Genomic DNA, 20,456 nt, shown 5'->3' on the forward strand with positions numbered 1-20,456 from the left:
ATACCATGCGTCACAGACTCCGCACCCTAGGCCGCCGATAGGCCCCCGCAGGCCCCACCACCAGCTCATGCAGCGCCCAGACCAGCGCGTCGACCCGGTCGGGCGAGCCCTGCCCTTCAAAGCCCCGCGCGGTCATCTGGCACATCTGTTCCTCCAGCGCATCCAACCCCGAGACATGCGCCACACGCCCCTGTTCGTACAGCGCCGCCACAGGCTCGGCCCGGGCGACCTTGCCGCGGGAGGCCCGAACCGCGCGATAGGGCACCAGAGGGTCCACCTGCCGCACGACCTCTTCTACAAGCTGCCCGCCCTGATTGACCTCGGCCACCAGACGCTCGGCCCCGAACTCATCCATTGCGTCAATCGCCGCCTGCGCCCAACCAGCTGGGCCAACGCCCTGAACCGTTCGGTCGGCCAACACATAGGCGCGCCACTCCTCGGGCGGCCCCTGCACCTGAGCCCCCACGACCACGATCCCGCAGGCATCCGCATCTGAACCGGCCGTCACAGCCGGGTCCAGCGCCACCACGATGCGGTCCAAATCAGGCACCTGCCCGCTCCGTGCCGCCTCCAGCATCGAGCCCGTCCACAAAGCCCCCTCAGCATCCGACAGTAACACCCCGTCCAATTCCTGCCGCCCCAGCCGCGTGCCTGCATAGCGCGCGCGCACTTCGTCCAGAAACGATGCGGCCAGATTTGCCCGGTTCGCCTCGGTCGGCGCGTGTGTGTGCACCGTTGAAGGCGACGCCAGCAACTCCTTCAAAACCTTCACATTCCGCGGCGTGGTCGTCACACAGACCCGCGGCCGCTCACCCAATCTCAGCGCAAATTGCAGCATATCCCAGGTTTCCCCGGCCTTTTTCCATTTGGCCAGCTCATCCACCCAAGCTGCATCGAACTGGGGTCCCCGCAACCCTTCGGGATCATTTGCCGAAAATGCCTGAGCCTCGGCCCCATTGGGCCAGATCAACTTGCGTTCAGATGCCTTCCAACTAGGTCGCCTGTCCGGGGGCGAACATCGCAATATCCCGCTGTCACCAAAAATCATGACATCGCGCACCTGATCGAAGGTCTCTGCAACCAAAGCCACACGGCGGGCCTCACCCCGATCCAGCGGTTTCGCCCCCTCGACCATCGACCGCACCCATTCGGATCCAGCCCGTGTCTTGCCCGCGCCACGTCCGCCCATGATCACCCAGCATCGCCAATCACCCTCGGGCGGCAACTGATGCGGCAGCGCCCAAAACTCAAACAGGAAAGGGAGGGCACACAGCCCCCCCTCCCCGATCTCACTCAGAAATCTCTCCCGAACCGCAACATCTGCGGAGGCGAGCCAACCTGCACCCGATTTCAAATCGAGCGCGCTCAAGGTCGAGCGCATACCCTCCTTGGGCAATTCCGGCTTGTCTGTGATGTTGTTCGACAAAGCTTGTCTCCACTTTCTGACAACTTCGGATCAGCCCCTCTAGCTGTCCCAGTTGCTTGCCTGCTCCGGCAAGGTCTGCATCCTCCCCGGCACCAATCTGCTGGCGCAGTTCTTCCGCTGCTTGGCGCAGATCGCGAATGGATCTTTCAAGGGACTGCAACAAGTCAGCCGTCTGAGAAATCCGCTCTTCCGGGGTAATCAAAGTCATGTTTGCCTGTGACCTCATGCGTGAGTTTTCTCCGCACGAGAGAAACGAAAAACGGCCACCGGGTCGCCCCGGGGCCGTTGCCCACTTCTTCTAGCATGACATAACTTCTACGGGATTAAACACGCAAAGTCAATGTGTTACGCAACATCGAACGCAACAACAATCGTACGCTGTGTTAAGATTAACCGCCCGTCAAATCTTGCGCCAGCATCATCGCATTGCGATCCGGATCATAGAATGTGGCCGTGCTGACCATCCCCTCGATCGTTTCCGTCGGGCCATCAAACGCCACCCCGGCAGCTTCCAGCGCACCACGCGCCGTGGCAATATCACCAACTTCATAGACCGGAACGCAATTGCCCGGTGACGGCTCGGCCTGTTCTCCCAGACCCAATGTCACTCCGTCCACATTGGTGCGCATTTCGCTCCACCCGGCTTCATCGATGTGATGGGCAAGTTCGAACCCAAGCATGTCACGATACCAATCCGCACTGGCGTGACGATCCCTGACTGAAATCGCAAACGTGATCGTGTTTTTTAACGAAACATGCGGCATTGAACTTTCCTTTGTATTTAAATATAGTTACTATAGTTTATGGACATAACTCTACTTGTCAAGCTCACCTCCCGCGCATGGTCACTGAACATTCTGGCGCTGATGCATTCCGGTGTTTCTGGGCGACAAGCCGCTTTACTCGCCGCAACCAGCGCCAGTCGAACGGCCTTCGCGGCCAGTCTCGATCACCTCGTCCAACTCGAACTGCTCGAGCGTAACCCCGGCCATGGCCATCCCCTACGCCCCGAGTTTCGCCTCACCCCCGCAGGCACCCAAGCCGCGCGTATCGCCAGCGCGATCATTCAGGTTGCCCCGGATGACGTCACGCACAAGCTTCTCCGAAAGTCGTGGACCGTTCCCATCCTGGCCCTAACCGGCACCCCGCATCGCTTTTCGGCGATCAGGTCGGATCTGATCACCATCACCGATCGTGCCTTATCCGCCTCATTGCATCAGTTAGAGGATCACGACTGGATCCAGCGCGATATTGAAACCTCGGGGCGGATGCCCTTCCCGACCTATCGCGCGGTCAAAACCGGTTTTGCCATCCATCAGGCCGTCGGGTTGGGTCAGTAATCAAGCAACACCGTCGTACAGGACGTAGAAAACTCTACCCGATAGCTTGACATTCAACCTCTCAACCCGCATGTGCCCATGAAACAGCGCTGCCGCGTGAGCAATCGGGCCATCAACAGCCCCACAGCGCCCGATCCACCCATAGTTCCCCATCACGCAGGGTTCTTGATGCGACGACCGGATGGTGCAGGAGCCGCCTGCATTTCCCGAGGTCTCGTACAACCCCTGCCGGTCGCAGATGCGGCCCGTGACGACTTGCCTTTGGGTTAATACCGAGGGCTGCAAAGGATAGTTATTTGTTCGACTTTGACATGCTGGGCCTCGCGCCCGCCCTGAACGACGCGCTGAAACGCGCCAATTTTACCCAACCTACGCCGATCCAAAACCAGGCCATTCCGCTGGCGCTGAACGGGCATGATATTCTTGGGCTGGCCCAGACTGGCACCGGCAAGACCTTGGCCTTTGGCTTGCCTCTGATTGATCATCTGCTGGCGCAACTGGGCAAACCTGCGCCGAAAACGGTGAAGGCTTTGATCCTCGCCCCCACCCGCGAACTGGTGAACCAGATCGCGGAAAGCCTGCGCAATCTGACGCAAAAGACGAAACTGCGCGTGGCCACTGTGGTTGGCGGACAATCCATTGGCAAACAGATCTCGTTCCTGTCGCGAGGCACCGATATTCTGGTCGCTACGCCGGGCCGCCTAATCGACTTGATGGAACGCGGTGCCGTTGACCTCAGTTCAGTGCGTCATCTGGTGTTGGATGAAGCTGACCAGATGTTGGACATGGGCTTTATCCACGCCCTGCGTAAAATCGCACCTGCACTGGGCACACCGCGTCAAACCATGTTGTTCTCCGCCACCATGCCGAAGCAGATGGAGGAACTCAGCCAATCCTACCTGACCAACCCGCAGCGGGTACAGGTTTCACCTCCGGGTAAGGCGGCAGACAAGATTACGCAGTCTGTGCATTTCCTCAGCCGAGGAGAAAAGCCGCAAAAACTGCGGGAAATTCTGTCCGCTGACATGGACGCCCTGACGTTGGTCTTTTCCCGCACCAAACACGGCGCCGAAAAGCTGATGAAAGGCCTTGTAACCGATGGCTTCAACGCGGCATCGATCCACGGAAATAAAAGCCAAGGACAGCGCGATCGCGCAATCAAGGCGTTCCGCGCCGGTGAGATCAATGTACTGGTTGCCACCGACGTGGCGGCACGTGGCATCGACATTCCCAGCGTTGCCTATGTGATCAACTATGACCTGCCCGAGGTGCCAGACAATTATGTCCATCGCATTGGCCGCACGGCCCGTGCCGGTCGTGAAGGCGAAGCCATTGCCTTCTGCGCGCCCGATGAGCTGGACCAGCTGCTGCAGATTCAAAAGCTGATGAAGATCGAAATTCCGGTCGCCAGCGGTACCATGCCTGAATACGCCGAGCCCAAAAAACCGCGCAATCGTGGTGGGTTCCGGGGGCGCAAACCGCACGGAGCGAATTCGACGTCGAAACCTGCGTCGTCAAAACGTCGCCGCCCCCGCAGACGTCCCGCTGCATAAGAAAAAGAAAGGGCCGCGTTTTTCGACGCGGCCCTTTTCTTAGTTGCTCGAGCTGTTTCTCTCAGCTTCTATTTCTCGCCATTTGGCGACGTTGCGGTTGTGCTCATCCAGAGTTTCCGCAAACGCGTGCCCGCCAGTACCATCCGCAACGAAGAACACATAGTCTGTATCCTCCGGCGCCACCGCGGCCTCAAGGCTTGCAAGGCCGGGATTGGCGATTGGTGTGGGCGGCAAACCGTCAATCACATAAGTATTCCAAGGGGTTGCACGGCGCAACTCACTGCGGCGCAGGCCACGGCCTAGCACACCTTGTCCCTTGGTGACACCATAGATCACTGTCGGGTCTGTCTGCAGCTTCATGCCATTCTCAAGCCGGTTGACAAAGACGCTGGCCACTTGGCCGCGCTCATGTGGAACACCCGTCTCTTTCTCGATAATCGAGGCAAGGATCAACATCTCCTCTGGGCTGCTAATCGGCAAATCGTTCTGCCGGCTTTCCCAAACCGCGTTGATCCGCAACTGTTGCTTCGCTTGCATGTCCTGTAACACAGCAGCCCGGTCATCACCTGGGGCCAGCTCATAGCTGTCGGGCGCCAACATGCCCTCGGCCGGAATTTCGGGCACCTCACCGGTCAGGGCGTCAATGCCCTTAAGCGCCTCGACCACCTGCCAAGAGGTCACGCCCTCAGCCACCGAAACACGATACCGCGTATCGGAGTCCTGACGTTTTTCAACGTATTCAGCAGGGGCTTCCTCTTCACCAGCCTCGAAACTCGCAATTTCGACAAACTCCAAGGTGGCCGGGTTCAGCTCTCGCACGCGGGTCTGTACCCGTGTGACACCAACGCGATATTCAATCTCGGATCCACAGGTGCTGGCACCGCTGCTGGTGATATCGTCGATGATCTGCGCCATCGATGCGCCTTCGCGAACCAGAAAACTGCCCGCTTTCAGCTGCTGCGCCTTGTCAGTGTAATCCGCACCCATCCGGAAGATCATGGCGCTGCTGATGGCACCCTCATCTGCAAGCTGCTGGCTGACGCGAGTCATGTTCGAGCCGCTTTTCACCTGTAGGCACATGGCGGTTTCCAGCGGGCCTTCGGCCTTGTACTGCGATTGCCCCCAAAGGATCAGACCGCCGATCAGAAACAGGCCGACCACCAGGATGGTCAGCGCATTTGATGCCAAAGCCCGCCACATTTAGCTGGCCTTTCCGAAGATCACGCTGGCATTGGTGCCGCCAAACCCGAACGAATTCGACAAGGCCACGTTGATCTCACGCTCGCGTTTGGCATTCGGCGCCAGGTCAATCGGTGTCTCAACCGCCGGGTTGTCCAGATTGATCGTCGGCGGAGCCACCTGATCGCGGATCGCCAGGATCGAGAAGATCGCCTCGATCGCGCCAGCCGCGCCCAGCAAGTGACCCGTGGCCGATTTGGTCGAAGACATGGTTGCGTTGCCCGCATGATCGCCCAACAGACGCTCCACCGCGCCCAGCTCGATCGTATCCGCCATGGTCGAAGTCCCATGCGCGTTGATATAATCCAGATCCTTCGGCTCCAACCCGGCGCTGCGCAGCGCGGCTTTCATGGAACGCTCTGCCCCGTCGCCGTCCTCGGACGGTGCGGTGATGTGATAGGCGTCACCGGACATGCCATAGCCCAGAACCTCGGCGTAAATCTTCGCACCGCGCGCCTTGGCATGTTCGTATTCTTCCAGCACGACAATGCCTGCGCCTTCACCCATTACGAACCCGTCGCGGTCAACGTCATAAGGGCGGCTGGCTTTCTTAGGGTCGTCGGCATACTTGGTCGACAGCGCCTTGCACGCGTTAAAGCCCGCAATGCCAATCTCACAGATGCAACCCTCGCCGCCACCTGCAACCATGACTTCCGCGTCACCGGCACGGATGATACGGCTGGCATCGCCAATGGCATGTGCTCCGGTCGAACAGGCGGTAACAACCGAATGGTTCGGCCCTTTAAACCCATGACGGATCGAGACCTGACCCGAGGCCAAGTTAATCAGCGCGCCAGGGATAAAGAAGGGCGACACGCGGCGCGGACCCTTGTCACGGATCAGATTGGCCGTGTTCGCGATAGAACCCAGCCCACCGATACCCGAGCCGATCAGAACCCCAGTGCGCAGGCGATCTTCTTCATTCTCAGGCAGCCAATTCGCATCCTGGCAGGCCATATCAGCCGCAGCGATGGAATACAGGATAAAGTCCTCAATCTTGCGCTGCTCTTTCGGTGGCATCCAATCGTCGGGATTGAACGTACCGTTCGTACCATCGCCACGGGGCACTTCGCAGGCATAGGTCGTGGTGACCCCGCTCGCCTCAGCATCGAACTGCGTGATCGGGCCCGCGCCGGATTCTCCGTCCAGCAGCCGTGACCAGCTTTCCTCGACCCCACTGGCCAACGGAGTGACCAATCCCAGACCGGTTACAACGACTCTGCGCATGAAATGCCTCTTGCCTGCTTCCTATTTGAGAACCGCTCATACCCCGGCGTGGGGGCCGGGGGCAAGAGCCACGGCGCAATCCCTTCCGGCATCATCCCGCCAAAACCGATAGAAAATCCGCCTGTCACCCTTGGAAGGGTTCAGAAATGAAAAACCGCCTTCTGCCCGCGCGGGGCAAAAGGCGATTTCCGGGTGACTTGTCTTTTACTGGAACTGCGCCACGGGCTCGTGCGCGGTTTTGGCAACTTCCAGCGCATCTTCCAGGCTCAGCGATTTGCGGAACAGCGCCCGCCCGACAATCGCGCCCGAGATGTTGTGGATATAGGCCAAGCGCGAGATATCGTCCGCCGTGCGCACCACACCGCTGGCGATAACGGGGGTACGGGACTTTTCCGCAAGACCCGAGATCAGCCCCAACTGCGCTTCGACATCTTCCATGTCACTGTCGATATCCGTCACCACAATACCCGCGAACGGGGTGTCCGCGAACGCTTCGATAAAGGCTTCGGGGGTAAAGGCGCTTTGACTGCGCCAACCTTCGGTCATGACAAAGCCCTGCCAGACATCAACCGCCAGAACGATCTGATCCGGATAAAACTTGGCCAGTTCTTTTACCAAGATCGGGTCGCGCGCAGCCAAGGTACCGATGACGACCCGCCCGGCCCCTTTGTCGATCCAATGTTCGACATGTTCGCGCGCGCGCATCCCACCGGCCAATTGCACCGGCATTTCCGCGGAGCGGATGATTTCCTCCACCAGCTCGGCATTGGTGTCACGGCCTTCGATCGCGTCGAAATCCGTCAGCTGCATCCATTCGGCCCCGGCGGCCGACCAGCTGCGCGCTGTTTCAACCGGGTCCACGTGCCAGATCATGGCATTGTCCAGACGGCCCTTGTCCAGCGTCACGCACCGGCCGTTCTGCAGTTCCATAGTAGGGTAAATCCTCATGAGCCCGCTCCTTCGCTCAATCGCATGTCAATCCAGTGTACCATACACACCGGACCGATCCCGGATTTTACCAGTTTCGGCAAACTGAGGACATTTTGCGGCATTGCCGCGATTGATAGCTAATGGCGTTTCGGAGGGCCATTCCGGCGCAGCAATACAACCTCAGACCCGTTGTACTTATCTTCGCGCATCGGCACATATCCCAGCTTCTCAGCCAGTTTCTGCGAGACGCTATTGGCCGAATTTACCATTGCAACCAAGGGCCCAGGCATGATGCGGTCGAACCAATCATGCGCCGCTTGGGCCGCTTCGATGCCCAAACCCTGCCCCTGCGCTTCGGGTACCAAAATCCATCCGGCTTCGGGGTAACTGTCGAAATCTTCACCCATCGAGCGGTTGCCGTAGAAAAAACCAGCCTGACCGATCATCTGGCGATTCGATTGCTGCAAAACCGCCCAATGCCCGAACCCGGCCATCTGCCAGTGCCCGGCATTGCGCAGGAATGAATCCCACGCCTCACCACGCGACCTTGGTTTGCCACCGATATGCCGCACGATGCACGGGTTGCGCCAGATCTCGGCGAACCGGTTAAAATCTTCGGGACGCATGGCGCAAAGCATCAAGCGTGCCGTGTTTATCGTCGGGGTGGATCGTATCATGCCCTGCCCGCTCGGAAAAAATTGCCTCTGTTCAGACAGTGCTTAGCGGAAAAGCGTCAAGCAAGAGTGAATTTGTTTCGGGCATAAAAAACGGCGCCTCCGTTGCCCGGAAGCGCCGCTTTTAAGGATTTGAAACGCTTAGGACGCTTCAGAGATGAATTTGACGGCGTCGCCAAAGGTCTGGATGGTCTCGGCTGCGTCATCGGGGATTTCGATGCCGAACTCTTCTTCAAAGGCCATGACCAGCTCAACAGTGTCCAGGCTGTCTGCGCCCAGATCGTCGATGAAGGAAGCGTTTTCTGCCACTTTGTCTTCTTCAACACCCAGGTGCTCAACAACGATCTTTTTAACGCGATCTGCGACGTCGCTCATGTCTATTCCTCATTCCATTTCAGGGCGTAGCGCCCGGTTCTGCCCTTGCCCGCTCAGGCTGGCTTGATTTTGCCCGGTCCGGGCGGTTTGGTTTCCCGATTGCCGGGAAAGTAGAAGGCCGACCCACTGGCCGACCCCCGCATACATGCGCCGCCTATAGCACAGACAACGCCCGACGCAAACGCTTTCGCGCCTGCCCCGGTGTGCGCTCACAACATGGCCATACCGCCGTTCACATGCAAGGTCGTTCCTGTGATATATCCCGCTTCAGGGCTTGCAAGGTACAGAACTGCCGCAGCAATTTCTGACGGCTCGCCCATACGACCAGCTGGAACCTGACCCAGAATTCCCGATTTCTGATCGTCGGTCAGCTTATCCGTCATCGCAGTTGTGATGAATCCCGGGGCCACTGCGTTTGCCGTGATTCCGCGGCTTGCGACCTCATAGGCCAGCGACTTGGTCATACCGACCATACCGGCCTTGGACGCGGCATAATTGACCTGACCCGGATTGCCGGTCGCGCCGACCACGGACGAGATGTTGATGATCCGACCCCAACGCGCTTTCATCATGCCGCGCAATACGCCTTTGCACAGCTTTGCTGTGGCAGTCAGGTTCACGTCAATCACGCTTTGCCATTCGTCATCCGACATCCGCATAAACAGATTGTCCCGCGTGATGCCCGCGTTATTCACCAGAACGTCCACGGATCCCATCGCGTCGGCGGCTTGCTTCGGCAGCGCTGCAACTGCTTCGGGGTCGCTCAGGTTGCAAGGCAATACATGCGCGCGCTCACCCAGCTCATCCGCCAGTGCTTGCAGCGGTTCGACCCGCGTACCAGACAACCCCACAGTGGCACCCGCGCCATGCAGTGCGCGTGCGATATCGCCCCCGATACCACCCGAAGCGCCGGTGATCAGCGCGTTCTTACCTGTCAAATCAAACATTCGGTTTCCCTCTTGGTACGTCCGTTGCGACGTTTTCAACTTACGATTCAGCCTGAATGACCTTTTGCACGTCTTCCGGCGTACTGACGGCCTTGCCCGCAATGGCCCGATCAATCTTGCGGACCATACCTGACAGCGCTTTACCTGCGCCAATCTCCCATGTCTCGGTCACGCCTTGCGCCGCCATGTATTGCACGCTTTCACGCCACCGAACCGAACCCGTGATCTGCTCGACCAGCAATTGACGGATCAGATCGGGGTCCGAGACTGCCTCGGCCCGCACATTGGCCACCAGCGGCACAGCAGGTGCCTTGATTTCAACCTCTGACAGCGCCTCTGCCATTACGTCTGCGGCAGGCTGCATCAGAGCGCAATGGAACGGCGCGCTAACCGGCAACATCACTGCGCGCTTGGCACCTTTCCCCTTAGCGATCTCGGCGGCACGCTCTACGGCGGCTTTGGAGCCTGAAACCACCACTTGTGTCGGATCATTGTCATTTGCGGCCTGACAGACTTCACCCTGCGCGGCTTCCTCGGCCACGACGCGGACGGCGTCCAAATCCAAGCCCAAAATGGCAGCCATTGCGCCTTCGCCTACCGGCACGGCGCTTTGCATGGCCTGACCACGGGTGCGCAGCAGGCGGGCAGTATCGGCAACCGACAAAGCTCCAGCAGCGGCCAGCGCGGAATACTCACCCAGCGAGTGACCGGCTACAAATGCTGCGTCAGTAACCGAAACACCTTCGGCATCCAGCGCGCGCATCACCGCCATTGACGTCGCCATAAGCGCAGGCTGCGCGTTCTGCGTTAGCGTTAGATCCGCTATATCACCTTCCCAGATCAGGCTACTCAGCTTTTCACCCAGTGCCTCGTCGACCTCGTCGAACACAGCCTGAGCAGCCGGATAAGCCTCGGCCAGAGCCTTGCCCATCCCGATAGTTTGGGCACCCTGCCCCGGAAAAACGAATGCGCGTGTCATTGCGACCTCTTGGATGACGTTAGGTTGCGGCGGGGTGTAAACCGTGCGCGGGCGCGGCACAAGCACTGCCTGACCTCTGCAATCTGGCACTGTTGCTGTGCGTGGCTCGCTATTGCGTCCTGATCCCATGGCTTTAGGTTGAACGCAGCCACCCCAGTACGGAGCAACCGATGCCTTCGACCAACACCTTTTCCAGCTATGGCAGTGTGGCCAAGACCTTTCACTGGTTGACCGCCTTGCTGATCTTTACCGCCCTGCCGCTGGGATGGTTCGCCAACAATCTGGCCCACGCAATCTATGATCCGTCCATCCCCACCACCGAAGAGGACCTTGTTCGGGCGGTTCAGTTTTTCTCGCTCCATAAAACAGTCGGGGTCACCGTCTTTTTTGTCGCGCTGGCCCGCATCTTATGGGCGCTGACCCAGACCAAGCCCGGCCTGTTGAACGCAGACAACAAACCCGAAGCCTTCGCCGCCGAGGTCGTACACTGGATGCTTTATGCCTCGCTGGTTCTGGTTCCCCTGACTGGCTGGCTGCACCATGCCGCAGCGGAAGGTTTCGCCCCAATCCTGTGGCCCTTTGGGCAAAATCTGCCCTTCGTACCCAAGTCACCCTATGTCGCCGAGGTTACGGCGGGCCTGCACTGGCTGTTCATTCTGGTTCTCGCTGGATCACTGATCCTGCACATTGCAGGTGCCCTAAAGCACCACGTGGTCGATAAGGACAGTACTTTGCGCCGGATGCTGCCCGGCCGTTCAGACGCGCCTCAGCCCCCTGACCAACATCACTCTGCCCTACCCGCTGTTGCTGCACTGGCTATTTGGGGTGCGGTCCTGTTGGGTGGTTGGTCCACGGGCGTATTCTCGGATCACTCCGCCGCCGCAACCGACACCGCAGAACTGTCTGAGGTGCAATCGGACTGGCAGGTGCAAGAAGGCACACTGTCCATTACCATCACCCAACTGGGCAGCCCGGTGACCGGCACATTCGCCGATTGGACCGCAGCAATTGCCTTTGAAGACCCATCTGAGTCGGGCCTAGCCGGTACAGTTGACGTAACAATCGCGATCCCTTCGCTGAGCCTTGGAACGGTTACGGATCAGGCCATGGGGGCCGATTTCTTTGACAGCACCCAATTCCCGACCGCCCAGTTCAAGGCCGACCTCTACAAGACCGACACCGGGTACGAGGCCCGCGGTCCGCTGACCATCCGCGACAAAACTATGGATGTGGTGCTGCCTTTCACACTTGATCTTCAGGACAACACTGCCGCGATGTCCGGGGTGTTGGAATTGAACCGGCTGGATTTTGATGTTGGCAAATCCATGCCCGGCGAGGACTCGCTGGCCTTTGTGGTTGCAGTTTCTGTGGAACTGGTCGCGCAACGAGCCGAATGAAAAAACCGCCGAGGCGACGTGCCTCGGCGGTTTTGTTCAGAAAATCGCGTGCGACTCATTCAGCCTTAACTGCTTCTACCGAGATCCGGACTTCGACTTCGTCACCGACAAAAGGCGCAAACTGTCCTAGATCGAAATCGCTGCGTACCAGCGTGGTGGTCGCGTCAAAACCCGCCCACGGCTTTTTCGCCATTGGGTGTTCGGACACTTGGTTCAACTTGGCATCCAGAACGACCGACTTGGTCACGCCGTTCATGGTCAGATCGCCGGTGATGTTGGCCGTGTTTTCACCGGTGACTTCGATACCAGTCGAAGTAAAGGTGACCAGGTCACCTTCGGCGGCGCCAAAGAAATCTTCGGTCATGAAGTGATCTTCGCGTGGCTTCCAACCGGTGATCATTTCAATCACGGGCATCGAAACAGAAACGCTGGATGCCGCAGGGTCTTCTTGGTCAAACATGATCTCGCCTTCGAAGCCCGAGAACATGCCGGTCGTGGTGGAATAACCCAGGTGGTTATAGCTGAAGACGACCTGGCTGTGGCTGGGGTCCAAAACGTATTTCTCGGCGCTGGCAAACGCCGAAGTTGCCGAAACGGCCAGTGCAGCAGCAAGAAGGGTGGATTTCATAACAATCTCCGAAAAATTATGGATGCAACCCGAATGGGTTGCTCGATAACAAAAATGTGCTGCCCAAGGGCAGCACACAAGTATTATTCTCTAACAGTTTCTGTTCCTAGATGAACAGAATAAATTTCACGCGAAGATTGTTACGCTTCCACTGAGTTGCCCCTTGAGCGCTCGGCTGACATCCGCCGATTGCAGCGGCAGTTTCATCAGCAGGCTGCCATCGACATCGTACAATTCGACCTGATCGTCGGCAAAGCGGGCACCACCCAAGGTGTCATAGCTGCGGCGCAGAACGGTCTGCGGGCGGCCGTTTTCATTCTTTTGCAGAACCCGAACCTCGCGGCGGATCGGATCGAAATAAGCATCCGGGCGGGCATCCAGCAGCTGAATCGTCAGCAGGCTAACCCCGACCAGCAGAAACATAAGTGACGCAGCCAGCTTGATCGGCCAGACTTCGGCGGCCATTGCGGAACCGGCCACCAACCACATGGAAAACGCCATCACGATCAGAAAGGCGCCAAGGACGCGGGCCAGTACCATCCGAACCTTCCAGTTCGGTGCAAAGGTGATCAGAACTGGTACAGATTTCTCATAGTTCGCTGAGGTTGCGGACTCTTCGAATGCATTCGTATTCATCGCGGTCATCTCTCTCACCCTGTTTTTCAGGTTGCCGTTCTGGGTCCGGTAATTCCGGATAGTCCCCGGTATGAAAAACAACTTTGAGCCGAAAAGCGTCAGGAATTGGGCAGCGCAATGTTAATTGGATGTTAATAGCGCGACACCGCCAAGGCGTCTGTGGCGGGGCTTGCCCCTCGCGCTCAAACGTGTATACGAGGCCATCCTTCGCAAATCTTATGAATCGCGCAGCCTCTCGTGGCAGGGTCGCGAAGGACAAAATGGCCCCGCCTATGAAATGCGCCTTGATAGAAACAGGAGTACACATGCCGCTGTATGAGCATGTAATGATCGCGCGTCAGGACCTGTCCAACGCGCAGGCAGAAAGCCTTGTCGAACATTTCGGCACCGTTCTGGCGGACAACGGCGGTAACGTCGTCGAAAGCGAGTACTGGGGCGTCAAGACAATGGCCTACAAGATCAACAAAAACCGCAAGGGTCACTATTCCTTCCTGAAGACCGACGCCCCCGCTGGCGCCGTTCAGGAAATGGAGCGCCTGATGCGCCTGCATGATGATGTTATGCGCGTTCTGACCATCAAGGTCGACGAGCATGCCGAGGGCCCTTCGGTCCAGATGCAGAAGCGCGACGAGCGCGAAGGCCGCCGCGAGCGCCGTTGATCAACGCCTGACGAAAGGACATAAACCATGGCCGCAAAACCATTTTTCCGCCGCCGCAAGGTCTGCCCGTTCTCGGGCGACAACGCGCCGAAGATCGATTATAAAGACACCCGTCTGCTGCAGCGCTACATCTCTGAGCGTGGCAAGATCGTACCTTCCCGTATCACCGCCGTTTCGGCGAAAAAGCAGCGTGAACTGGCCCGTGCTATCAAGCGCGCCCGCTTCCTCGCCCTGCTGCCCTACGCCGTGAAGTAAGGAGAGACTGACATGCAAGTTATCCTTCTGGAACGCGTTGCGAAACTGGGTCAGATGGGCGACGTCGTTGACGTCAAGCCCGGCTACGCCCGGAACTTCCTGCTGCCCCAAGGCAAAGCGCTGAGCGCGTCCGAGGCAAACGTCGCCTCGTTCGAAGCCCAGAAAGCGCAGCTTGAGGCCCGCAACCTGGAAACCAAAAAAGAAGCTGAAGCACTGGCTGAAAAGCTGGACGGTCAGCAGTTCATCGTGATTCGCTCGGCATCGGATGCCGGCGCTCTGTACGGTTCGGTCACCCCGCGTGACGCCGCAGACGCAGCAACCGAGGCTGGTTTCACCGTCGACAAGAAACAGATTGCCCTGATCGCACCGATCAAGGAACTGGGTCTGCACTCGCTCGCAGTCAAACTGCATCCTGAGGTCGAAGTTGAAATCAAGATGAACGTCGCCCGTTCGGAAGAAGAAGCCGAATTGCAGGCATCGGGCAAATCGATCCAGGAACTGGCTGCTGAAGAAGAAGCCGCTGCTGAATTCGAAATCGCCGAACTGTTCGACGATATCGGTTCCGCTGCTTCGGAAGATGAAGAGCTGGTTGCCGAAGAAGCTCCGGCTGAAGAAGACGAAGCCAAAGCCTGATCTGGTTCAATCGAATTTCGAAAAGGCCGCACCGATTTGTGCGGCCTTTTTTCATGCACACGCAAAACGGGCAAAATTCGGCCACATCTCAATCCTACGCTTGCAGATGGGCACTCGTTTCCTATCATCGCGCCCTGAAATTCGGAGTACACAGATGACCGCTTACCTGCGCCGCAGCGCTCTGGCCATGATGCTGATGATCCCCTTCGCTGCTTGCGGAGGGCCGGAGACGGTGTCGCAAGACGCATTCGATCCCCCTCTCTACCCCAACGAAACGCCTGAGTTGCGGGCCTCGATCAATAAGTGGGCGGATCACTACGAAGTCCCACGCGAGCTTGTACACAAACTGGCGATCCGGGAAAGCACTCATCGCCCGTGGGCTGTGAACCGGCCTTATTACGGACTGTTGCAAATCCTTCCCGCGACGGCACGCTCTATGGGCTACAGCGGAAATGCACAGGGGCTGCTGGACGCCGATGCCAATCTGGAATTTGCCGGAAAGTATCTGCGCGGCGCCTGGTTGCTTTCGGATGGCGATCAGCAAAGGGCAATCTTCCTGTACGCCAAAGGGTATTGGCCCGAAGCCAAAGCCCGCGGAATGCTGGTTGAAACTGGGCTTGTACCCGAATGAATTCCCGCTCAACTTGTACAAAGAACGTAAACATCCGATGCCAATTCGCGTCAGAATCGGCGGAATTCCACCCAAATACCCCAGATTCACACAGTTCTGTTGCTCTAAGTACGCATTATGCCTGTGCGATATTAACAATTCCCTTGCGCTTAATACCTCGGTTGACGCAACGTAGGCTTGAATACGGACAGACTGTGCGCTTTCGGGGGGTGGAAAGCGCTATGTAAAAGGTTGGACAGGTGAAACTCATAGACTTGGCCGCGCTCGACCAACAGGAAAAGTCGACCGCAGACATAATCAACTCGGTCTGCGAGGAACTCGGCTTTGACTATGCGTCTTATGCCACTTTGAATCCTGTGAAAGGTGACGTTCAGGGGTATGCGAATTACCCTGACGAATGGAAAATCCACTACGGCAGCCATGGATACCACCATTTCGATCCAACAATATACCAGTCGGTTCTCAGCATTGCACCGGTCGATTGGGGCCGTTTCAATCACGACGAAAAATTTAATGCCGTTTTCCGCGATGCACATGACTTCGGCATTACCCCGCGTGGTTTAACCGTTCCTGTCCGCGGCCCTTACGGCGAATGCGGAATACTAAGCGTGACCCGCGATTGTTCAGATGCTGAATGGGAGTCGCTCAAAAGAGAAGTCATGGGCGACCTGCAAATGGCCGCTGTGCATGCGCATGATACGGTTATGCAGTCCGGGGTTCTGGCCAAAGCATTGTACCTGCCCGCCCTTTCGACACGCGAAAAAGAGATCCTTCAATGGGTCGCTGAGGGTAAATCGCAGCAAGATATTGGTGATATTTTGTCGATTTCCCACCGAACCGTCGAGGTTCACATGCGCTCTGGCCGCGAAAAACTGGGCGCGTTAACCACGCCTCAGGCCATTGGCCGGGCGATAGGTTTGGGCTTAATCGCCCCAGGATAAGCAAAAAATCGAAAAAAATACGGGAAACCCCCAATAGTTTCCGCCCGCGACATGGTTAACTCTCGAGTCACGGTAACCAGACTGTAGGGGGATGGAAATGATCATCGTAATTGATGGTATCAACCAGCATATGTTTAGTGATGTCCTGGACGAAATGTTCAAACTACGAGCCCGCGTGTTCGGCGATCGTTTGGGCTGGGAGGTCAACATAGTAGACGGCCGTGAACGCGATATGTTCGACGACCTGAATCCTGCACACGTGGTCAGCATCAACGACGAGGGGGAAGTCGTTGGGTGTATGCGCCTGTTGCAGACCACAGGTCCACACATGCTTGCGGATGTCTTCAATTCTATTCTGGACGGTGAACCGCCCTTGCGCAGTTCACAGGTCTGGGAAGCGACCCGGTTCTGTGTCGACACCAAACGACTGGGCCAAGGGCGCGGCAAAAATTCAGTGTCCTATGTGACCAGCGAGGTCATGATCGGCTCGTTCGAATACGCCAAAACCGCAGGCGTACTGGACTCGATCGCTGTGATTGACCCAATTATGAACCGTGTTCTGCAACGGTCGGGCAATGCCCCGTATGATTACCTCGGTAGTGCAAAACCAATGGGCAAAGTGGTTGCGATGGCGGCGTTGATGGATTGCTCGGATGAACGAATTTCGGGCATTCGAGACTATGCGGGAATCGAACATGACGTCTTCCTGACCGAAGAACAGGCGCTGAGTCTGTTCGCGCTCGGCAAGGCCGAAAAACCCGCTAATGTCGATCACCAACCGCTGACCGAGCTTGAGAAATACTTCGTCGAACAGATGCATTCAGCAAAATCGAAAGACGAAGTAAAAGACGTGCTTAAACTGATCGAAGCGCTGTCAGATCGTTTCACGCCAGAGCAAAAGACTGCTCTGCTGAGTACCCCCCGTGCTTTTGCTCATGAGGCCTGACCCCCTCACCTCATAAGATCAAAAGCCACCCACCGGAGCCGTCTGATTGTCAGACGGCTCCGCTTTTTTTGTGCCCCGTGGGCAGGGGGCGGAAGAGGATTACTCCTCTTCCAGTGCCTCTACGGCTTTCTGCAGGTCGTCTTTGCTGACTTCTTTGTCGGCAACCTGAGCTAGTTCAACGATGTAGTCGATGACTTTGTCTTCGAAGATCGGCGCGCGCAGCTGCTGCTGCATCTGAGCGTTCTGCTGCACGAACTCAAAGAACTGACGTTCCTGACCCGGGTACTGACGCGCCTGGTTCATGATCGCCTGCGTCATCTCGGCATCGGTGACTTCAACCTCGGCCTTCTGACCCAGCTCGGCCAGCAGCAGGCCCAGACGCACGCGGCGCTCGGCCAGTTTGTTGTGCTCGTCGGTGGGCTCGATCTCGGCGTGGTCGTGGCCTTCCACTTCCGGGTTTTCCTCGTGCCACAGCTGGTGCGCGATCTGCTTGGCTTCGGCTTCAACCAGCGACGGCGGCAGGTCGAAGGAAACGATCTTGTCCAGCGCGTCCAACAGCGCGCGCTTCATGACCGCGCGCGACGCACCGGAATACTCTGCCTCCAGACGCTCAGCGATCTGAGCTTTCAGACCAGCCAGATCTTCGGCACCGAACTTGGTGGCCAGCTCGTCGTTAATCTCGGCAGCAACCGGCTCTTTCACTTCTTTCACCGTGCAGGTGAAAACAGCGTCCTTACCGGCCAGGTTTTCGGCGCCGTATTCTTCTGGGAAGCTGACGTTCACGTCTTTTTCTTCTTCGGCCTTCACACCGACCAGCTGCTCTTCAAAGCCGGGGATGAAGCTGTTCGAGCCCAGAACCAGCGGGTAGTCTTCGGCCGAACCACCTTCGAATTCTTCGCCGTCCACTTTGCCAACAAAGTCGATCACAACCTGATCGCCGTCTTTGGCTTTGGACCCCTTGCGGCGCGCTTTGAAGTCCTGCGCGGTTTCTGCCAGGCTTTTCAGCGCTTCTTCGACGGCCTCATCGTCTGCTTTGACAATCAGCTTTTCCAGCTCGACCGATTTCAGATCAACTTCGGGGATTTCCGGCAGCGCCTCATAAGACATCTCGACGTGAACGTCGTCGCCTTCTTTCCAATCTTCGTTGGTCATCTTGACGTCAGGCTGCAGCGCCGGACGCTCACCGCTGTCTTCAAAATGCTTGCTCATGGCGCCATCGATGCTTTCCTGCATCGCTTCGCCCAGCAGGCGCTGACCAAACTGCTTTTTCAGCAGGGCCATCGGCACCTTGCCTTTGCGGAAGCCCTTCATCTCGACTTCGGGCTGCGCTTCGGTCAGCTTTTCGTTGACCTTTTCGTCCAGCTCGGCTGCGGACACAACGATGTTGTAGCCGCGTTTCAGACCTTCGTTCAGCGTCTCGGTAACCTGCATTATGGTAGTCCCCATAGGATTCGGGGCGCGCAAAACGGCGCGCCGGGCAAATTTGACGCCTTCTATTTGCCCAGCCGCCCGCGTGCAAGGGGGCAAAGCCCGGATCAGCCTTGTTTTGCCGCCGATTTGAACAAAAAAAACGCCCCGAACTGACCCGGGGCGCCTATTCCCAAGAAGGTCGGGATCAGAACTTCCAGAGCGCCCCCAGAACCCAGGCTTCGTTCTTGTCAAAGTCGACCGTGTCGTCGAAGTCATGGTTGCGATATTTCAGGTACGCATCAGTGTTGATGCTGTCGATCCGCTGAACGACCGCGACACCCCAGGATTTTGTGCTGGACCCGTCGTTTTCGAAATCCGAACCATCGAAATAGTCGATCCCGACACCGGTTTTCCCCCAGGACACCCAGTCCCCTTCATAGGCCAGTTTGGTGTACCAATAGTCCGGGTCGCTGGCACCGGTGGCAGTGTCGTCACGCGTACCCAAGGCCGCCGTAAAGCTGAAACCGCTGGGCAGCAAAACCGAAGCGGACCCGATCGTGTCTTTGCGTTCACCCGAGCTATTGTCGAAATCCCGCACCGCATAGGCCACGCTTGCGGCAAACTCCACGCCATTTGCGAAAGTATTGCCGTAAGAAACCGCGATGTCGTAGTAGTCATCATCGTCGCTGCTGGACAGAATGTTCTGGCCATAGGCAATTGCCGCTGAGAAACCGTTGAAGTCGGGGGTGTCGTAACGGATCCGGCCACGGCGAGCGCCATCAAAGTTACTGGCCGAGTCACCGACGGTGATACCGCTTAGTACACCGTCCGTGCCGCGATAGAAAAACGCACCGTTTTCGTCGTTCGTAAAGGAATACAAAGCCGTTCCAACATAAGACAGGTCAACCTCGGCCGCACCGTCCGACGCCATGCTCCCCTGCCCGGCCGAGAACTTGCCGTATCCCCCTTTTAACGAGAAATCGACATGTCGGATGTCTTCCCGTGACCATCCGTCATTGTTGGTTCCATTCTGGTTGGCCGTTCCCGTACTCGGCAGACCCAGTCCGGTTTCAAAGCGGAACATGAATTCATTGCTGCCATAGGGCTGCATCAGCCGCAGGCCGACGCGGCTGTTGGACAGGTCATTGTCCAGCAAGCGCGTTTCCGTTTCCTCGCCGTCATCGACCGAGACGATCACCGGATCGAGCTGTCCGTACAACAGAACGTAACCGCCACTGTTGTTGTTGTATTTCAGTTCCGCTGCCGCGGGAATTGCCGTTGTCGCAACCAACATCGCAGCCATTGAGGACAGTTTTAGTTTCTGGGTCATTTCATTCACCTTGAAAATTCCGGCTTTCGTTGCTCATCAATCGCGTGCATGCCGCCATAGCTCCAGAGGCCTCTTGCGATACTTTCAAAGTATTGCATGTCCGCCACTCAGAGCAGGAAAGTCAGAAATAATTCCTATTTTAATCAACGCATTATCTGCAGGAAGACCGCAGCCGGAGACCCCCTCCAAGCGAATTCTGACGCCCGGCTATGCGTCTGGCAAACACTCGATTTGATGACACCGCAAACCAGTCGGCCAAATGCTGCCGAAGATCGGGTGGATCGGCCAAATCTCGCCTAA

22 protein-coding genes are annotated in these 20,456 nt (G+C 57.5%); 9 read left to right on the forward strand and 13 right to left on the reverse strand.

The annotated features are described in order from the left end of the window. Positions 1 to 10: 10 nt before the first annotated feature. Together GOX21_RS04715 and GOX21_RS04720 are read right to left on the reverse strand one after the other, a co-directional pair. The gene (locus tag GOX21_RS04715; RefSeq protein ID WP_170376120.1) at positions 11 to 1,381 is read right to left on the reverse strand and encodes a DNA-packaging protein; all 1,371 of its coding nucleotides are present in this window, start codon (positions 1,379 to 1,381) and stop codon (positions 11 to 13) included. Between the two features lie 434 nt (positions 1,382 to 1,815). Next, positions 1,816 to 2,190, reverse strand: coding sequence for a VOC family protein (locus GOX21_RS04720; RefSeq protein WP_170349066.1), 375 nt, complete (start codon positions 2,188 to 2,190; stop codon positions 1,816 to 1,818). 39 nt (positions 2,191 to 2,229) lie between these two features. On the opposite strand from GOX21_RS04720, the gene GOX21_RS04725 reads away from it, so the two are divergent. After that, positions 2,230 to 2,766: a winged helix-turn-helix transcriptional regulator gene (locus tag GOX21_RS04725; RefSeq protein WP_170375811.1), complete on the forward strand. Its 537-nt coding sequence runs from the start codon at positions 2,230 to 2,232 to the stop codon at positions 2,764 to 2,766. A 296-nt stretch (positions 2,767 to 3,062) separates the two neighbouring features. After that, positions 3,063 to 4,319 (forward strand): DEAD/DEAH box helicase, encoded by a 1,257-nt coding sequence (locus GOX21_RS04730; protein ID WP_170375813.1) that lies wholly within the window; start codon positions 3,063 to 3,065, stop codon positions 4,317 to 4,319. A gap of 39 nt (positions 4,320 to 4,358) precedes the next feature. On the opposite strand, the gene mltG is transcribed toward GOX21_RS04730, so the two are convergent. The 7 genes from mltG to fabD all read right to left on the reverse strand — a co-directional run bounded on the left by mltG (position 4,359) and on the right by fabD (position 10,690). Beyond that, positions 4,359 to 5,519 carry an endolytic transglycosylase MltG gene (gene mltG / locus GOX21_RS04735; RefSeq protein WP_170375814.1) on the reverse strand — a complete coding sequence of 387 codons (1,161 nt, stop codon included), beginning with the start codon at positions 5,517 to 5,519 and terminating at the stop codon, positions 4,359 to 4,361. Further along, complete coding sequence (fabF, locus tag GOX21_RS04740) at positions 5,520 to 6,785, reverse strand: beta-ketoacyl-ACP synthase II (RefSeq protein ID WP_170375816.1); 1,266 nt, start codon at positions 6,783 to 6,785, stop codon at positions 5,520 to 5,522. A 204-nt stretch (positions 6,786 to 6,989) separates the two neighbouring features. Next, a complete protein-coding gene (locus tag GOX21_RS04745) occupies positions 6,990 to 7,733 on the reverse strand; it encodes a HisA/HisF-related TIM barrel protein (protein WP_170349071.1) in 744 nt (247 codons plus the stop codon). Between the two features lie 119 nt (positions 7,734 to 7,852). Next, positions 7,853 to 8,392, reverse strand: a complete 540-nt coding sequence (locus GOX21_RS04750) for a GNAT family N-acetyltransferase (RefSeq protein WP_170375817.1) — start codon at positions 8,390 to 8,392, stop codon at positions 7,853 to 7,855. A gap of 138 nt (positions 8,393 to 8,530) precedes the next feature. After that, positions 8,531 to 8,764, reverse strand: coding sequence for an acyl carrier protein (locus GOX21_RS04755; protein ID WP_008756330.1), 234 nt, complete (start codon positions 8,762 to 8,764; stop codon positions 8,531 to 8,533). Positions 8,765 to 8,973: 209 nt separating this feature from the next. After that, positions 8,974 to 9,711 (reverse strand): 3-oxoacyl-[acyl-carrier-protein] reductase, encoded by a 738-nt coding sequence (fabG, locus tag GOX21_RS04760; protein WP_170359008.1) that lies wholly within the window; start codon positions 9,709 to 9,711, stop codon positions 8,974 to 8,976. A gap of 40 nt (positions 9,712 to 9,751) precedes the next feature. After that, a complete protein-coding gene (gene fabD, locus GOX21_RS04765; protein WP_170375819.1) occupies positions 9,752 to 10,690 on the reverse strand; it encodes an ACP S-malonyltransferase in 939 nt (312 codons plus the stop codon). Between the two features lie 170 nt (positions 10,691 to 10,860). On the opposite strand from fabD, the gene GOX21_RS04770 reads away from it, so the two are divergent. After that, complete coding sequence (locus GOX21_RS04770; protein ID WP_170375821.1) at positions 10,861 to 12,087, forward strand: cytochrome b/b6 domain-containing protein; 1,227 nt, start codon at positions 10,861 to 10,863, stop codon at positions 12,085 to 12,087. A 55-nt stretch (positions 12,088 to 12,142) separates the two neighbouring features. Here the strand turns inward: GOX21_RS04770 and GOX21_RS04775 are convergent, their stop codons facing one another. Further along, positions 12,143 to 12,715, reverse strand: a complete 573-nt coding sequence (locus GOX21_RS04775; RefSeq protein ID WP_170349076.1) for a YceI family protein — start codon at positions 12,713 to 12,715, stop codon at positions 12,143 to 12,145. A gap of 126 nt (positions 12,716 to 12,841) precedes the next feature. Further along, positions 12,842 to 13,360: a hypothetical protein gene (locus GOX21_RS04780; RefSeq protein ID WP_170349077.1), complete on the reverse strand. Its 519-nt coding sequence runs from the start codon at positions 13,358 to 13,360 to the stop codon at positions 12,842 to 12,844. 296 nt (positions 13,361 to 13,656) lie between these two features. On the opposite strand from GOX21_RS04780, the gene rpsF reads away from it, so the two are divergent. From rpsF to GOX21_RS04810, 6 genes are all read left to right on the forward strand, one after another. After that, positions 13,657 to 14,010 carry a 30S ribosomal protein S6 gene (gene rpsF / locus GOX21_RS04785; protein WP_170349078.1) on the forward strand — a complete coding sequence of 118 codons (354 nt, stop codon included), beginning with the start codon at positions 13,657 to 13,659 and terminating at the stop codon, positions 14,008 to 14,010. Between the two features lie 27 nt (positions 14,011 to 14,037). After that, positions 14,038 to 14,265 (forward strand): 30S ribosomal protein S18, encoded by a 228-nt coding sequence (gene rpsR, locus GOX21_RS04790; protein WP_005982441.1) that lies wholly within the window; start codon positions 14,038 to 14,040, stop codon positions 14,263 to 14,265. A gap of 12 nt (positions 14,266 to 14,277) precedes the next feature. Then, complete coding sequence (rplI, locus tag GOX21_RS04795; protein ID WP_170349079.1) at positions 14,278 to 14,898, forward strand: 50S ribosomal protein L9; 621 nt, start codon at positions 14,278 to 14,280, stop codon at positions 14,896 to 14,898. A 190-nt stretch (positions 14,899 to 15,088) separates the two neighbouring features. Then, the gene (locus tag GOX21_RS04800; RefSeq protein ID WP_170349429.1) at positions 15,089 to 15,529 is read left to right on the forward strand and encodes a lytic transglycosylase domain-containing protein; all 441 of its coding nucleotides are present in this window, start codon (positions 15,089 to 15,091) and stop codon (positions 15,527 to 15,529) included. A 239-nt stretch (positions 15,530 to 15,768) separates the two neighbouring features. After that, positions 15,769 to 16,470 carry a helix-turn-helix transcriptional regulator gene (locus GOX21_RS04805; RefSeq protein ID WP_170349080.1) on the forward strand — a complete coding sequence of 234 codons (702 nt, stop codon included), beginning with the start codon at positions 15,769 to 15,771 and terminating at the stop codon, positions 16,468 to 16,470. A gap of 97 nt (positions 16,471 to 16,567) precedes the next feature. Next, on the forward strand, positions 16,568 to 17,416 hold the full coding sequence (locus GOX21_RS04810; protein ID WP_170349081.1) for an acyl-homoserine-lactone synthase: 849 nt from the start codon (positions 16,568 to 16,570) through the stop codon (positions 17,414 to 17,416). Positions 17,417 to 17,515: 99 nt separating this feature from the next. Here the strand turns inward: GOX21_RS04810 and tig are convergent, their stop codons facing one another. Both tig and GOX21_RS04820 read right to left on the reverse strand, forming a co-directional pair. Further along, entirely contained in the window at positions 17,516 to 18,847 is a 1,332-nt protein-coding gene (gene tig, locus GOX21_RS04815) for a trigger factor (protein ID WP_170375822.1), read from the reverse strand. 184 nt (positions 18,848 to 19,031) lie between these two features. Further along, a complete protein-coding gene (locus GOX21_RS04820; protein WP_170375824.1) occupies positions 19,032 to 20,156 on the reverse strand; it encodes a porin in 1,125 nt (374 codons plus the stop codon). Positions 20,157 to 20,456: the final 300 nt, after the last annotated feature.

The sequence above is a fragment of the Ruegeria atlantica genome (assembly GCF_013032005.1).
GTDB lineage: Bacteria > Pseudomonadota > Alphaproteobacteria > Rhodobacterales > Rhodobacteraceae > Ruegeria > Ruegeria atlantica_A.

What these genes read in the sequence shown, in the direction of transcription:
- GOX21_RS04780 (WP_170349077.1), bottom strand. Translation starts at nt 13,360, where the DNA reads ATGACCGCGATGAATACGAATGCATTCGAAGAGTCCGCAACCTCAGCG.
- mltG (WP_170375814.1), bottom strand. Translation starts at nt 5,519, where the DNA reads ATGTGGCGGGCTTTGGCATCAAATGCGCTGACCATCCTGGTGGTCGGC.
- fabF (WP_170375816.1), bottom strand. Translation starts at nt 6,785, where the DNA reads ATGCGCAGAGTCGTTGTAACCGGTCTGGGATTGGTCACTCCGTTGGCC.
- GOX21_RS04820 (WP_170375824.1), bottom strand. Translation starts at nt 20,156, where the DNA reads ATGACCCAGAAACTAAAACTGTCCTCAATGGCTGCGATGTTGGTTGCG.
- GOX21_RS04720 (WP_170349066.1), bottom strand. Translation starts at nt 2,190, where the DNA reads ATGCCGCATGTTTCGTTAAAAAACACGATCACGTTTGCGATTTCAGTC.
- rplI (WP_170349079.1), top strand. Translation starts at nt 14,278, where the DNA reads ATGCAAGTTATCCTTCTGGAACGCGTTGCGAAACTGGGTCAGATGGGC.
- GOX21_RS04770 (WP_170375821.1), top strand. Translation starts at nt 10,861, where the DNA reads ATGCCTTCGACCAACACCTTTTCCAGCTATGGCAGTGTGGCCAAGACC.
- GOX21_RS04775 (WP_170349076.1), bottom strand. Translation starts at nt 12,715, where the DNA reads ATGAAATCCACCCTTCTTGCTGCTGCACTGGCCGTTTCGGCAACTTCG.
- GOX21_RS04715 (WP_170376120.1), bottom strand. Translation starts at nt 1,381, where the DNA reads ATGCGCTCGACCTTGAGCGCGCTCGATTTGAAATCGGGTGCAGGTTGG.
- GOX21_RS04750 (WP_170375817.1), bottom strand. Translation starts at nt 8,392, where the DNA reads ATGATACGATCCACCCCGACGATAAACACGGCACGCTTGATGCTTTGC.
- tig (WP_170375822.1), bottom strand. Translation starts at nt 18,847, where the DNA reads ATGCAGGTTACCGAGACGCTGAACGAAGGTCTGAAACGCGGCTACAAC.
- rpsF (WP_170349078.1), top strand. Translation starts at nt 13,657, where the DNA reads ATGCCGCTGTATGAGCATGTAATGATCGCGCGTCAGGACCTGTCCAAC.
- GOX21_RS04725 (WP_170375811.1), top strand. Translation starts at nt 2,230, where the DNA reads ATGGACATAACTCTACTTGTCAAGCTCACCTCCCGCGCATGGTCACTG.
- GOX21_RS04745 (WP_170349071.1), bottom strand. Translation starts at nt 7,733, where the DNA reads ATGAGGATTTACCCTACTATGGAACTGCAGAACGGCCGGTGCGTGACG.
- fabG (WP_170359008.1), bottom strand. Translation starts at nt 9,711, where the DNA reads ATGTTTGATTTGACAGGTAAGAACGCGCTGATCACCGGCGCTTCGGGT.
- GOX21_RS04755 (WP_008756330.1), bottom strand. Translation starts at nt 8,764, where the DNA reads ATGAGCGACGTCGCAGATCGCGTTAAAAAGATCGTTGTTGAGCACCTG.
- fabD (WP_170375819.1), bottom strand. Translation starts at nt 10,690, where the DNA reads ATGACACGCGCATTCGTTTTTCCGGGGCAGGGTGCCCAAACTATCGGG.
- GOX21_RS04810 (WP_170349081.1), top strand. Translation starts at nt 16,568, where the DNA reads ATGATCATCGTAATTGATGGTATCAACCAGCATATGTTTAGTGATGTC.
- GOX21_RS04800 (WP_170349429.1), top strand. Translation starts at nt 15,089, where the DNA reads ATGCTGATGATCCCCTTCGCTGCTTGCGGAGGGCCGGAGACGGTGTCG.
- rpsR (WP_005982441.1), top strand. Translation starts at nt 14,038, where the DNA reads ATGGCCGCAAAACCATTTTTCCGCCGCCGCAAGGTCTGCCCGTTCTCG.